At 43.8% G+C, this 12,679-nt stretch carries 10 protein-coding genes, 1 tRNA gene and 1 pseudogene; 9 read left to right on the top strand and 3 right to left on the bottom strand.

Features of this window, described 5'->3' with window-relative positions:
* Positions 1-154: 154 nt before the first annotated feature.
* The 7 genes and pseudogenes from IM456_RS23590 to IM456_RS15825 all read left to right on the top strand — a co-directional run.
* Positions 155-244 (top strand): annotated as a pseudogene (locus IM456_RS23590) (DUF6883 domain-containing protein); the annotation flags it as partial.
* Positions 245-247: 3 nt separating this feature from the next.
* The gene (locus tag IM456_RS15850; protein ID WP_149986576.1) at positions 248-499 is read left to right on the top strand and encodes a DUF4926 domain-containing protein; all 252 of its coding nucleotides are present in this window, start codon (positions 248-250) and stop codon (positions 497-499) included.
* 295 nt (positions 500-794) lie between these two features.
* Positions 795-1,100 (top strand): CU044_2847 family protein, encoded by a 306-nt coding sequence (locus tag IM456_RS15845; RefSeq protein ID WP_110578471.1) that lies wholly within the window; start codon positions 795-797, stop codon positions 1,098-1,100.
* Between the two features lie 9 nt (positions 1,101-1,109).
* On the top strand, positions 1,110-2,405 hold the full coding sequence (locus IM456_RS15840) for a S1 family peptidase (RefSeq protein WP_287692423.1): 1,296 nt from the start codon (positions 1,110-1,112) through the stop codon (positions 2,403-2,405).
* A gap of 191 nt (positions 2,406-2,596) precedes the next feature.
* Entirely contained in the window at positions 2,597-5,146 is a 2,550-nt protein-coding gene (locus tag IM456_RS15835) for an AAA family ATPase (RefSeq protein ID WP_287712790.1), read from the top strand.
* A 454-nt stretch (positions 5,147-5,600) separates the two neighbouring features.
* Positions 5,601-6,338 carry an HAD family hydrolase gene (locus IM456_RS15830; RefSeq protein WP_287694160.1) on the top strand — a complete coding sequence of 246 codons (738 nt, stop codon included), beginning with the start codon at positions 5,601-5,603 and terminating at the stop codon, positions 6,336-6,338.
* Positions 6,339-6,423: 85 nt separating this feature from the next.
* A tRNA-Gly gene (locus IM456_RS15825) sits at positions 6,424-6,494 on the top strand.
* Between the two features lie 59 nt (positions 6,495-6,553).
* On the opposite strand, the gene IM456_RS15820 is transcribed toward IM456_RS15825, so the two are convergent.
* Together IM456_RS15820 and IM456_RS15815 are read right to left on the bottom strand one after the other, a co-directional pair.
* Positions 6,554-6,979, bottom strand: coding sequence for a lysozyme inhibitor LprI family protein (locus IM456_RS15820; protein ID WP_149986580.1), 426 nt, complete (start codon positions 6,977-6,979; stop codon positions 6,554-6,556).
* A 289-nt stretch (positions 6,980-7,268) separates the two neighbouring features.
* The gene (locus IM456_RS15815) at positions 7,269-9,506 is read right to left on the bottom strand and encodes an FdhF/YdeP family oxidoreductase (protein ID WP_287694157.1); all 2,238 of its coding nucleotides are present in this window, start codon (positions 9,504-9,506) and stop codon (positions 7,269-7,271) included.
* A 195-nt stretch (positions 9,507-9,701) separates the two neighbouring features.
* On the opposite strand from IM456_RS15815, the gene IM456_RS15810 reads away from it, so the two are divergent.
* Entirely contained in the window at positions 9,702-10,190 is a 489-nt protein-coding gene (locus IM456_RS15810) for a sigma factor-like helix-turn-helix DNA-binding protein (RefSeq protein ID WP_287694155.1), read from the top strand.
* A 324-nt stretch (positions 10,191-10,514) separates the two neighbouring features.
* Entirely contained in the window at positions 10,515-11,570 is a 1,056-nt protein-coding gene (locus tag IM456_RS15805) for an SGNH/GDSL hydrolase family protein (protein WP_149986033.1), read from the top strand.
* A gap of 176 nt (positions 11,571-11,746) precedes the next feature.
* Here the strand turns inward: IM456_RS15805 and IM456_RS15800 are convergent, their stop codons facing one another.
* Positions 11,747-12,562 carry an SPOR domain-containing protein gene (locus IM456_RS15800; protein ID WP_287694164.1) on the bottom strand — a complete coding sequence of 272 codons (816 nt, stop codon included), beginning with the start codon at positions 12,560-12,562 and terminating at the stop codon, positions 11,747-11,749.
* Positions 12,563-12,679 lie beyond the last annotated feature (117 nt).

The raw sequence follows: 12,679 nt of genomic DNA, 5'->3' as shown, positions 1-12,679 counted from the left end.
TACCGATTCTCATCTGGTCAATTACCTAATTTTCAGAGAAAAAGTACCTGAATTTTCCCCCCCTCACTCCCAGAACTGGTACTTTTTGATTGACAAAAAGTCTAAAAGTCTTACCCAACAAGGTTTTTAGATTTATTCAGCAAGCCCTAATTAAGTTCGCCTATCCGTCGTCACGATTTGGCTAAAACGAAACCTAGATCATCAATTTCAATTTATCACCCTCAAACCCCGAAAGGAAAAATAAACCATGCCGCAACTATACGAAGAAGTGACCCTAGCCCGCGACGTTCCCGAATACAATCTTAAGCAGGGTGATTCGGCGATTCTTGTCGATATAGTTGCCCATCCGAAGGGGGGTGAGGAAGGATATGTTTTAGAACTATTCAACGAAGTAGAAGAATCGGTTAACGTCGTCATTGTCCCGAAATCGGCGATTCAAGAAGGGGAAAAAGAAGGTTCTTCGTTACTTGGTATGGTTCGATATAGGGGCATAAATTGACTAAATCCTTATCTGGCAAGAGACTTAATTGATTAGTTCGTTCTAGAGCGAAAACAATTGACAAAAATCGCAGCAATGTCTGTCTCTATCGGGGTTTCATTCCTTATAACCCCCTCCATTGCATAACACAAATAGATTAATGGCAAAAAAGACTTGACAAAATCCCTCGATTTGACCTATACTTTTTATTATAATGGGAATCCGTGCCGAAATATATATAAGCCTTTTTAGTTCCGCTATAAGTTTGTCCGAGAAGCAATCGAGAAAACCATAAACGGGTCATTGGAGGAGCCTTATGCCAGAATCTAGATCTGAGATTATTTCAGTTAAAGTTAAAGAAAATGTCACCATGTTAGTGGAAGCGAGAAGTTTCGGTGGTGAACGGGAAGTATCCGATCAAATATTTGACTTTCAAAGTGTGGCTGATACAATTGAGGCAGTTACTGAATCGATCGCTGCTACGATAAGTAAAGTGAAACCCAAAAAGGCCACCGTAGAATTTGGGGTAGAAGTCAGGGTAAAATCTGGTAAACTAACCGCTTTAATTGTGGAAGGTGAAGGAAAGGGAAATTTAAAAATTACCCTAGAATGGGGAGGATAAATTGATTAAATGCTTACCCCAGAATCTCTACCCCCGTACACTGTCAGGTTAAAGTTAATCTATGGGTCAGGAACAGGCTTTTTTGTGGGACAAGGGTTAATTTTGACCTGTCTTCATGTGGTGAAAGATGCGCGGGATAATCGCGAGACTATCGAGATAATTTGGCAAGGTCAAATTTCTGGGGCTAAAATTATCAACTTACCGAATCTAGACGGGATCGATCTGGCTCTTTTACAATTAAACTCGTCTTTAGATCACAAATATGTCGATTTTGATCACGATTTACAATTAACAGATAAATTATACACTTTCGGCTATACCAACGATTATCCGAACGGTGATCCTAGTGACTTTGAGTATATAGGTTTAACGGGGGATGAAAACCCCTTAATCAAGTTTAAATTAGGGCAAGTACAACCCGGTTTTAGTGGTTCACCTCTGTTAAATTTACGCACGGGGAAAGTGTGCGGAGTGGTGAATAAAACCAGAGATGAGTACAGTGATTTAGGAGGAAGAGCGATTCCAGTTCAGACTATTTTTAAATATTTTCCGCAATTACAACCCCAAAAAAATGCCCATAATCCTTTTAAACCCACTTCCGGAGGTATTGAAGAAATTCAGCAGATTTTTGGCCGGGAACAAGAAATTAAAGATATTTTTGAGGTTTTAAATTCCGGCAGTAGTGCTGCTATTATCGGGGAAAGGGGAACGGGAAAAACCACCCTGCTTTGGGGAATTTACCATCAAGCAAGGGAGTATTTACTTAGTCATCGACAACCCTTGTATCTCAACTTAGAAGGATTAGCAGGAGATAAGGATTTTTATTATGAATTATGTCATCAGATTGGTATAGCTGCGAATTACGATAAACCGCTCAAAGGAACTAGATTAACTAGGGAATTAGAAAAACACAAAATCCTGTTATTATTGGATGTGGTAGATAATATGACTCAAAAATATTTCAGCTATCAGCTTAGAAGTCAATTAAGAGAGTTGGCTAATCGTCCCGATCCACCTTTAAGATTAGTAGTAGCGGCTAATCGTTCCCTTGATGTTTTATTTCCTGATAACAGAGGAGGTGATTCACCTTTCGAGGGAATTTGTCAACAATTTCCGATTAAATTATGGGATGAAGCTAAAATTAAAGAGTTTATTAGTCATCGTCTAATTCAAACCAGAGTGACTTTTACTGAGGAGGAAATAAGTTCTCTTGTTAGGCAAAGTCAAGGAAAGCCGCGAGAGGTGATGCAAAATTGTTTTAAACTTTATCAAACCAAAGTCAATAACTCAGCATCCCGAACTTAGGTTATAACTAAACAATAAGTTGATTTAATTTTTGGTTTGATCCTACCTTGATAAGGGGGGTTTGATCCCCCCTGCCCCCCTTGATAAGGGGGGTGCTGAATAGTAGGGTTGATTCATGAATCAACCCTACCTTGAGTAACACCTAACTACTTAATAAACCATCACCGGGTAAATAGCTAGAGATAAAAATTATGAAGGAAAGCACCGTCCCCAGAATTAATCTCGCTCCTAAACTCAAACGCGATTTATCTTTATGGAATCCTTTTGATTATCTTTTGCTGTTGTACTGGGTGTTTTATTTTCCCCAAGCAGTGCGCTGGTATGTGGAAACGAGAGGCGGCGGCGATAAATTAACCGAACAGAAAACATGGCGCGATAGAATGCAATTTCTCCGCGACCATCCCGTACAATTGCGTCTAGGGATTCAGGGTCTTCTCTTAACTGTAATTACCCCTCTGATTATCTGTAGCATAGCGGCAAATTTAGGACTTTCTGTTAATTGGGTGGGCGTGGTGTCCGGCGTGGTGTGGGGCGTGGTGTTGGGCGTGGTGTGGGGCGTGGTGTTGGGCGTGGTGTCCGGCGTGGGGTTGGGCGTGGGGTACGGCGTGGTGTGGGGCGTGGTGTTGGGCGTGGTGTGGGGCGTGGGGTACGGCGTGGGGTTGGGCGTGGGGTTGGGCGTGGGGTTGGGCGTGGGGTTGGGCGTGGGGTACGGCGTGGTGTACGGCGTGGGGTTGGGCGTGGGGTTGGGCGTGGGGTTGGGCGTGGGGTTGGGCGTGGGGTTGGGCGTGGGGTTTATATTCACCTTTCCCCGTCCTGATAATTGGCTAATCGGGCTTTTGGCTGGTCCCCAAGGGCGACTTTTTCCCCGTATTACCCTTCTACCGCTGCCGGGGTTAACCTCGACTCTACAACAATGGTTACAGCAAGACTGGGAAACGGCTATTAATAACCTCAATCAATACCTTCGGTACAGCCGCCAGTTTATTCCTGTCCTTGTCGCCGTTAACCGCGTTTTATCGCAATTCCCAGAGGCAGAAATTATCTATCGGGTCTCCCGTCTGGCAGAAAATCCCTCCGATTGGCAATTGTTAAAATATGCGTCCGCGAAACTGTTTTCTTTTCCTCTCAGCAAAATCCGTCTCGATACTCCTGCTCGTGCCGCCGCCGCCGGTTTTTGGTATCTTCGCCAACGGGACACCGAAAAAGCCGAAAAAGCCTTTGCTGTGGTACGTTCCCTCGCCTACGGGGAAGAAATGTATAGCCTCGCCCAAACTTTACACCGATTTAGTCTGGCAGCAACTCCCGATAGTATCGCTTCCCTGAAGGTTGCCCCTATTGCCGCAGAACCGTCATTACGTCCGCAAACTTGGCAAGCTATCAGCAGTTTAAATCGAGTTATCACAGAAATAGCTTTAGTCCAGGGAAGTTATTCCCAACAGACCAGATCCCTCGCTCTTAATCGGATTATCGGGGAATTAAGGGATATAACCGACCAACAGGCGGCCAATTTATACCAAGCAGAAACATTATTAATCCTTTCCATCGTCGCAACATGGGCAGACATTAGCGCATCCATCGCGGGAACGGTGGGAACGGTAACTATTACCCAACCGATTCCTAATCTCTACATTATCGGTGATCCGGTGATCGGTAAACGCTTTGTTGGTCGTGAGGATATCCTGCGGGAACTTCAGTCAATGTGGTCCGGAGATAACCTATCCTCCGTGGTTCTCTATGGTCATCGTCGCATGGGTAAAACTTCGATTCTACGCAATCTGGAGGCCTATCTCCCACCAGATGTCTCGGTTATCTACATTAATTTACAGCGCTTGGCCACAGTAACCAGCCTAGCCGAAGTTCTCCTGACTATGGCTGAGGAAATCGCCCAAACTTTGGCAATTGATGCCCCGGAAGAGGAAAAAATCTCCCAACATCCAGAAATGTATTTTAATCGTTATTTAGACCGTCTGATGCGCCAGATTCTGCCGGAAAAAGCTAAAACCGGTTTAATTATTGCCCTCGATGAGTTCGAGATAATTGAGGATTTAATCGAAGCGAATACCCTCCCCCGGAATTTCCTCGGCTATCTGCGTTCCCTTGTCCAGAGTAGTCCGCGTCTAGCTTTTGTTTTTGCCGGATTACATACCCTAGAGGAGATGACTGCCGATTATTTTCATCCTTTTTTTGGCAGTGTTTACCCGATTCCAGTTAGTTTCCTCTCTCCTGAGTCCACTCGCGTTATCCTCGCTAATCCCGTTGGGGAAGACGAGGATTTTCCCCTAGACTATACCCCATCCGCTTTGGACAAAATTTATCAACTTACCCACGGTCAACCCTATCTAGTACAACTGATCGGCTTTCATCTGGTACGTTTTTATAATAAACAGGTCTTTGAGTTGCAACGTCCCCAAGATATTCGTTTTCAGGTGGAAGATGTGGAAAAAGCCATCGATGCTGAGTTTTTCCAAAGGGGGAATTATTATTTTACGGGTGTCTGGAAACAGGCTAAACAAGATGCGGCCGGACAACAGGAAATTTTAATAGTTCTTTCTCCCCATCTGCAAGGATTAACCCGGGCAGATTTACTGTCCAGCACCGGATTAACTGCCACAACTCTCGACCGGGCCCTAAAAACCCTTGAAAATCATCATGTCATCGAATGCCAAGACTCCCATTATCGGATTGCTGTGGAATTATTCCGTCGTTGGGTATCGGAAACGAAACAAGAAACAATGACCTAAATTCTTTTGTTATATTTTTGGCTAATATCTCAGCCCAGAATGGGGCTTGCTTAATAAATGTGAAATGTAGGCAAGGTAAGGGTTTTGGGGGTCTGTCTTGCGAAACAGGTGCAAGGAGAGAATCGTGCTTCAAAACCTTGCGTCTTCATCGGCCCGCGTCCTGTAGGGGCGAAGCATTCGGGCAATAACCTATCACTGAAACCGTAGATTTTCTATCCGAATGCTTCGCCCGTACTTTTTTAGCAAACCCAAAATAAGGGGGTTACAGGGCAGCACGGATTCCCACTATAACAAAATAATAGAACAAATCTGGGAATTTGTCAAGGCCTTGGCAATTTTCCAGTTAAAATTGTTTGTTGAGATGGGGTAAGGGACAAGACCCGCCCGGCCCCGACGAAAAACTTTAGTATAATCAAGAACACTGAGTATTTATTAGCTTTTCTGTCTAAGATTGATGTTAAAGGCTGTTCTGTTCGATTTTAATGGGGTGATCATCAATGATGAACCGATCCATCAAGAGTTAATCAATGAAATCTTGATCGGGGAAAATTTACTGCCCCTAGGGTCGGAATTTGCGGAGTTATGTCTGGGAAGAAGCGATCGCGTCTGTTTGCGTAATGTTCTCACCCGTCGCGGTCGTCAAGTGACCGAGGAGTATCTGACCAAGTTAATTAACAAAAAAGCGAGTTTATACCGAGAAAGATTAGAAAAATTAGAGAAACTTCCTATTTATGAAGAGATATACTCTTTTTTAAAACGGGTTAAGGCCAGGGATCTACAAATCGGTTTGGTGACGGGAGCAATACGCTCGGAAGTAGAATCGATCTTGCAACAGACGGGCCTTGGGGATTACTTTAGTGTCATTGTCACCGGGGATGAGATTAGCACCAGTAAACCTCAACCGGATGGTTATTTACTGGCCGTAGAAAGATTCAATCGTTGGAATTTTAATCTACAGTTGCAACCCTGGGAATGTCTGGTGATTGAAGATACTTTTGCTGGTTGCGAAGCGGCAAAAAGAGCGGGAATGCAGGTGGTGGGAATCGCTCATACCTACCCCTTCCATTTTATGCAGAGAGTGTCTAACTGGGCGATCGATAATTTCTCCCAACTAGATCTCGATCGCGTGGAGAAAACTTTTAGCCAAATCGGGGATAAAAAGGAGCGATCGGGATTTTTAGGCAATTTTTGACCATCTAGGGGCGATTCACAAGCTGAAAATCCCTACTTGTAAAAATTGGCAATTCGTGTTATGCTAACGAAAGTGCTAAGAAAATGCGGGTGTAGTTTAGTGGTAAAACCCTAGCCTTCCAAGCTAATGATAGGGGTTCGATTCCCCTCACCCGCTTAAGCTGTTGTGCAGTAAACGTCTAAGGAATTATCGGTAATATCAACGGCGATTCTGACTTAGAGATCGCTATCTTCTAAATATCTCCGTAAATCTTTGGTGCGCTGCTCGGTGACATTTGCCAAACAAAAACCGTAAATCATGGGAGCTAGAGAGCCTCCCTCATAGGCACTTCTTTCAAATTCGCAACTGCTGTCTCTAAACTTAATCCAAGCTTGTTGGGCAGCAATTAATTTTTGTTTGCGAGCAGCTGACAGTTTTGGCAGTAGTTGTCGATAAACTTGATTTAACTTGCGATCGGCGTTTTGATAAGCGATGCTGGCACAAATGTTCATTTCGCTTTGAGTCTGGGGATTGTTACAGTTAGGATTTTGAGCTAGTTGCAAGTTCGTCGTTCCAGATGCGGGACTTGCAATGCTAGGGGTAGCCATCGCGACGGCCAATAAACTTGCTATGCTTAATAAGGTTAGTAAAAACTTGTCCATGGCTACTTACTTTAATGACGGTAAGAAGAAGATAACAGAAATGCGATCAAACCGACCATAGCTTTTTCATTCTGCTCAATTCGTTGGTTGGCTTGGTTAACTATATTTCATTATTTCCAAAAAAGTGGGTGGGTGGAACTAAATATAAGATGAACGTAGGTTGGGTTGAAGCATGAAACCCAACGCCTGCTCATGTTACGCTACCCCTAACCCATCCTACAAATAATTTTGCCTACCTGCTTAACTCTATTTCATTATTTCCAAAAAAGAAAATTAGAGGAGTTGATAACTAAAAAACCCAGACGGGAACTCGTTTATAAGCGGGGGTTCCACAGCGAGGATCGATTTTAGCTTTGAATAAAACATTGGCTTCGGGATAGAACATAAAGCCAACACCTTCGCGAATCGGACCGAAAATAAGTTCGATATTTTCTAATTTGCCGGCATCTCCTTGGACGGTGACTCGTTGATGTTCTTGAAGGCCCGCTTTTTTGGCATCTTCGGCGTTGATCAATAAACAATAACGGTGAGGCATTCCCCGATATTTATCGCCTACTTGATAAACGACGGTATTATGTTGTCCATAACTGCGTCCTGTTCCGAGAATCAGAGCAATTCCGGGTGCATTTTCTGGTTGATTGAAATCTTCCTTTTGCGGTGCTTTTAAAGTGGGTAAAAGCGTGACAGACATTTGTGCTTTTCCGGTCGATGTTGGAAAATGGGGTTCGGTAAAAATCCGTCCGCTAATGGTAAATTCGGTTTGGGTTTGATCTAATTGCCCGATCTTTTCATAACCCGGAATCGTTTTGGCGATTAACTGACGAATATAGGCGGTGTCGTGTAATCTCGACCAATCAATCGGGTTTGTGCCTAAAACCTTGACGGCAATATTTGTTAACAGTTCTACTTCCGAGATGACATCCACATGGGAACCCTGTAGATGACTGCTTCCCCGCTCGTTAAAACGGACAAAATTATTGCCCGATTCGGTTGTTGTCGGGTGAGGATTTTCAAAACGAGCGAAGACGGGTAAAATTACCGTATTTTGTCGGGCTAATCCCTGAAAATGTCCTAAATTTGGCTTAGTGGCTACATAAAAAATCGTATCAATTTGTGCTAAGGCTTTTTTGGCTTGATTTAAATCTGGATTTGCCCCATAAAGATTACCTCCCAAACAGAAAAGGGTGTTGATTTTTCCCCGTTCGGCCGCTTCAATTAATGCCCTGGTATCATAACCGCCAGTTATATTTAATGGCTTTCCTAAAAGTTGAGCAAGTGCCTCGGCGATTTCCTGACGTAATCTCACTGTAACGCCCATAGAACCGAAGCCCTGTACATTAGAATGACCTCTGATTGGCATGGTTCCGGCTCCGATTTTGCCAGCATTACCCGTGAGTAAGGCCGTGTTAGCGATACTGATGATATTATCGACACCATTTTCCTGTTGTGTAACCCCCATCGCCCAAGCGAAAACCACGCGCTCTAAATTGCCGAAAAGGGCGGCGGTTGCTTCAATTTCTTCTCGGGATAAACCGCAGGTTTTAGTAATAGTTTCCCAGGGTATTTGTCGGGCGTAATCTATAACAGATTGCCAATTTTCTGTATGGGATTCCAGATAATCCCACCGCACTAAATTTTGTTCAATTAAAGATTTTTGTAATCCGACGAATAGGGCGGTATCGCTACCCGGTATCGGCTGTAGGTAGAGAGTAGAAATATCGGAACCGCCCCGCAATAAAGATTTAATCGGAAAAGCGGGCGAGGAGAATTTGACCAATCCGACTTCAATTTGCGGGTTAATAATAATAATTTTACCGCCGCAATCACGAATTTGAATTAATTCATTCATCAGGCGAGGATGATTAGCGGGGGCGTTAGAACCGATCAATACCACACAATCGGCTTGTTTTAAACTTTCCAGACTGACCATTGAAGTCCCGGAGCCGAAAACCTGTTTTAATCCTACCGTCGATGCGGCATGACAGAGATCGGAACAATCGGCTAAATTATTACTTCCTAATGCCCGGAAAAATAATTGTAAGAGATAGGCGGCTTCATTAGAAGAACGTCCAGAACTATAGGAGGCAATAGTCTCGGACGGTTGATGAAAAGCTTGTTCAGCTAATCGATAAACTTCTTCCCAGCTAATACGTTGATAGTGACTTTCTCCGGCTTTTAAGAGGACGGGATAACTAAAACGACCCAAGCGGTCGCATTCTAAGGAGGTTAGGGACTGTAATTGAGCGAGATGATAGGTTTGAAAAAAATCGGTTTTAATACCTGGCATTAATTCGGAAGTAATTGCCTCGACACTTTTGAGACAACGTTGCAGACTTTCCCCCGCTTCGTTGACAAAACCGCCTTTTTGTCCCCCCGTTCCCCAAGCGCAAGCTAAACAGGCACTTTTATGATTTAAGGTTTGCCAGAGTTTAACCCCTTGAGGAGAGAGAGTTTTTTCTGCCCAATATTGCAATACGGGAAAACCCCCGCCCGCCTCAATTTTGTTGGATGTTTCTCGTTCGTTCATCGTTTTTTCTCTCGATTTTTTCTCAAATTCATCCGATAGGGAGAGTGTACCCAGTACAGTTGATTTTATCACTATTTTTCAAAAAGTGCATCGGCAACGGATAAACGACCGGGCAAGCTACGGTTAGTTGTTGACAATATCCTATGATTGTGATTTTATCAGACTAGGGAGAGGTCTATTAAAATGATAATTCTGATGGATGAAAATGAAAACTTTCAACATTTAGAAGAGATGATCGCCAATCTCCAAGTAAAACAGAAACAGATTCTGAAAGGGATGTTAGATTATCCGATTCAAATCGATTCGGCAATTCGGATACTTTCATATCCATCTCGGCAATTGGCAACAACTCATAATAATATAACCAGAATACATAAAATTCTTAAAGAATTGGAAAAACAAGGATTGGTTAGTTTCCACGATCCTCAATATTCTTTCACCGAGTTGGGAAAGGAAATAGTAGGACACCTTAGCGATAAGAGTCCAACCCCAAGACGGGATGCACAGAGAAAGGAAAAACTGCAAAAAAGCTACGATTTTTTAGAACTCCATAGACAAGGATTAAGCTATCAGCAAATAGGGGATAAATACGGCATAAGTCGCGAGCGCGTTCGTCAAATTCTTGCCAGTAACCCCGAATTTGAAGCTTATCGGCAAAAACAAAAGGAAAACAATTATCGTTGAACGACTGTAAGAGGATCGGAAGAAAAGTGTCACATTGAATCCCAACCTTGTCTTGGATAATTTCAACATGATGTTGAGTTCGCTGTCACCCTTCGGAGATAATCAGGTATTGATTTATGTCCATATTCCAAAAGTGTTAAGAATTGTGTGCGATTGCCCCACCTCTTGACTAAGTTGTTAGAACAAGTTTCTTTATTCTATGTTAAAATGTTTGCGGTTCATTTTTTGGTCTGATTTGTTGTTGTATTGATCGGACAGTACCTGATGAGCCTTTCTTGGTCAACTGTTGAGGTTGATGCGTTTCATTTTTGAATTGGCGAACCGATGAAATACTTATTAACAAAATCACTAATCGCCACGGCGGGAATTACCTTCTTTACTCTCCTTTCTCCTTTCAAGACCCTAGGGGCAACCTTGGATAGTTTTCAGGTATTCGGCGATAGCCTATCGGATCCAGGAAATTTATATCAACTAACGGGCGGTCTTTACCCGCCTAGCCCCCCCTACGCAAACGGGCGCTTTTCTAACGGTTCGCTCTGGATCGAGTATTTACAGCAGGATTTCGGACTGCCGAATAGCGCGGTGCTGAATCTTGCCTACGGGGGAGCCACCAGCGGTCACCAGAACGTCGCCGAACAAGAGTTCGGGGGGGATTTTCCAGGATTACTCGACGAGATCGGCGCGTTCGCCACGAACCCGTTCCTATCAACTTTCGACGCTCGCGATCTCTTCGTCGTGTGGGCCGGGGCTAACGACTATCTTTTCGGCTTCACTACCGACCCCGATGCCGTAGTCGGTAACATTATCGCTGCGGTTGAAACCCTGATCTCCCCTGCGATCGGTGCGAAAACGGTAATCGTTCCGAATCTACCGGATCTCGGTAAATTACCCAGTCGGGCGGGAATACCGGGGATGACGGATCTAGCCCTAGAGCATAATCAGAAATTAGCCACGGCGCTTCAAGCCCTCCAAAACGCTCCCTCGACTGCGGCCACTCTCATCCCGCTGGATATCTACTCTCTCTTCGAGAACACCTACAACGATCCGTCTCGCTACGGTTTAACCAATGTCACGGATGCTTGTTTGAATACCAATACCAATACCAATACCTGGCAGATCTGCGCGAAACCCTCCGAGTATCTTTTCTGGGACAGTTTCCATCCCACGACCGTAACCCATCGAGCGATCGCCGGTCTCGCCTCGACAACCCTTGCCAGCGTTCCCGAACCGGACGCAACAGGTGCGATCGTTATCGTCGCTTTTGTCGGTTTGGGTGTTAAAGTGGCGCAGGTAACGATGAAAAGAAAACCGAACCGAGCCAGCGATCCCACTTTCCGGGTAAAAGCGGTTGAAGGGAGGAGTAAATCTTTACCCGGGTAGGTAGAAAAATCGTTATGCCATTTTTCAAAAGTAATGGCAGAGATGGTTAATTGCCCTCACCCCCAATCCTTCTCCCAGAAAAGAAGAAAAGAGTAAGATACTTTGAGGTTGGGGAGGGCGAGTCCTAGTGGGAGCAGGTTGGGCAAGTTAGCGGTATAGATGCACGCTGGGAGGGGTTAATTATTAGTATCGTCTCGTTTAGGGGGGATGGGAGTACACTTCTTCTGGTTACACCAATCCTCTAAATTTCTAAGATAGGAACTTGGTCTCTCCTTTTGGGCTTTATCGAGAGCATTTCTGGCTGTTGCCTGATCTCTGTACACCGAAACAAGTCTGTATTTTCCGTCACGCTGATATACTCTAATACCTAAGCTCTCCTTCCCTAATGTTGCCTCTAGTTTTTTGATGTCTTTTTCTGGAATTTCCTTCGACCTATAGCTCCCGAAAATAACAGCCCACAAATCCCCTAACTTCTCTTCTGATCCTGGTTTAACCGATGATTGACTCGATGCCTGATCCAATGCCCCCTCAGCACTATCGACTAATTCTTGGTCAACTTCCTTCGCCTGAGTCGCAATAGCATCAACAGATTCTTGTAATCCTTTTTGTTTTTCTGGATCATTTCCTTTTGGTGATTTATATTTCTCAATCAATTTTTTTAAAGCTTCTTTAATCTCTTCCAAAGATATTATATATTGAGACGATTCTTTTGCTTCTTTTGCTTCTTTTCCCCCTGGTTTATTTTTCTTTGCCGCTAACTCTATCAGTTTTTCGGTGGCTAAACGGTTTGGATACTCAACTGCTAAGTCCAAAAGATCCCTTTCATATCCTAATCTTACTAGACTACTGTAAGCTGTTTTTCTTTGTGGTTCTGCTGTTTTTGTCTCATCAAGAAATGTTATTAACGATGTTAGAGCTTCGTTTCGGTCAAGCTCCTGTTGGCTTTGGTTATAAGAGTAAGTAAACCAGGCTCTTCGGTTTGTGTTATGCAATGGACGGGGGTTATAAGGGATATAACCCTTATATAGAAAGGCATTTAGCGATTTTTGTCAATTGTTTTTGCTCTAGAGCGAACTAATCAATTAAGTCTCTTGCCAGATAAGGATTTA

It is taken from the genome of Microcystis sp. M079S1 (assembly GCF_020246425.1).
Classification (GTDB): Bacteria; Cyanobacteriota; Cyanobacteriia; order Cyanobacteriales; family Microcystaceae; genus Microcystis; species Microcystis aeruginosa.
The sequence above is the reverse complement of the archived record's forward strand: the minus strand, read 5'-3'. Positions and strand labels throughout refer to the sequence as shown.

What these genes read in the sequence shown, in the direction of transcription:
- IM456_RS15815 (WP_287694157.1), bottom strand. Translation starts at nt 9,506, where the DNA reads ATGAACGAACGAGAAACATCCAACAAAATTGAGGCGGGCGGGGGTTTT.
- IM456_RS15845 (WP_110578471.1), top strand. Translation starts at nt 795, where the DNA reads ATGCCAGAATCTAGATCTGAGATTATTTCAGTTAAAGTTAAAGAAAAT.
- IM456_RS15805 (WP_149986033.1), top strand. Translation starts at nt 10,515, where the DNA reads ATGAAATACTTATTAACAAAATCACTAATCGCCACGGCGGGAATTACC.
- IM456_RS15835 (WP_287712790.1), top strand. Translation starts at nt 2,597, where the DNA reads ATGAAGGAAAGCACCGTCCCCAGAATTAATCTCGCTCCTAAACTCAAA.
- IM456_RS15810 (WP_287694155.1), top strand. Translation starts at nt 9,702, where the DNA reads ATGGATGAAAATGAAAACTTTCAACATTTAGAAGAGATGATCGCCAAT.
- IM456_RS15830 (WP_287694160.1), top strand. Translation starts at nt 5,601, where the DNA reads ATGTTAAAGGCTGTTCTGTTCGATTTTAATGGGGTGATCATCAATGAT.
- IM456_RS15820 (WP_149986580.1), bottom strand. Translation starts at nt 6,979, where the DNA reads ATGGACAAGTTTTTACTAACCTTATTAAGCATAGCAAGTTTATTGGCC.
- IM456_RS15840 (WP_287692423.1), top strand. Translation starts at nt 1,110, where the DNA reads ATGCTTACCCCAGAATCTCTACCCCCGTACACTGTCAGGTTAAAGTTA.
- IM456_RS15850 (WP_149986576.1), top strand. Translation starts at nt 248, where the DNA reads ATGCCGCAACTATACGAAGAAGTGACCCTAGCCCGCGACGTTCCCGAA.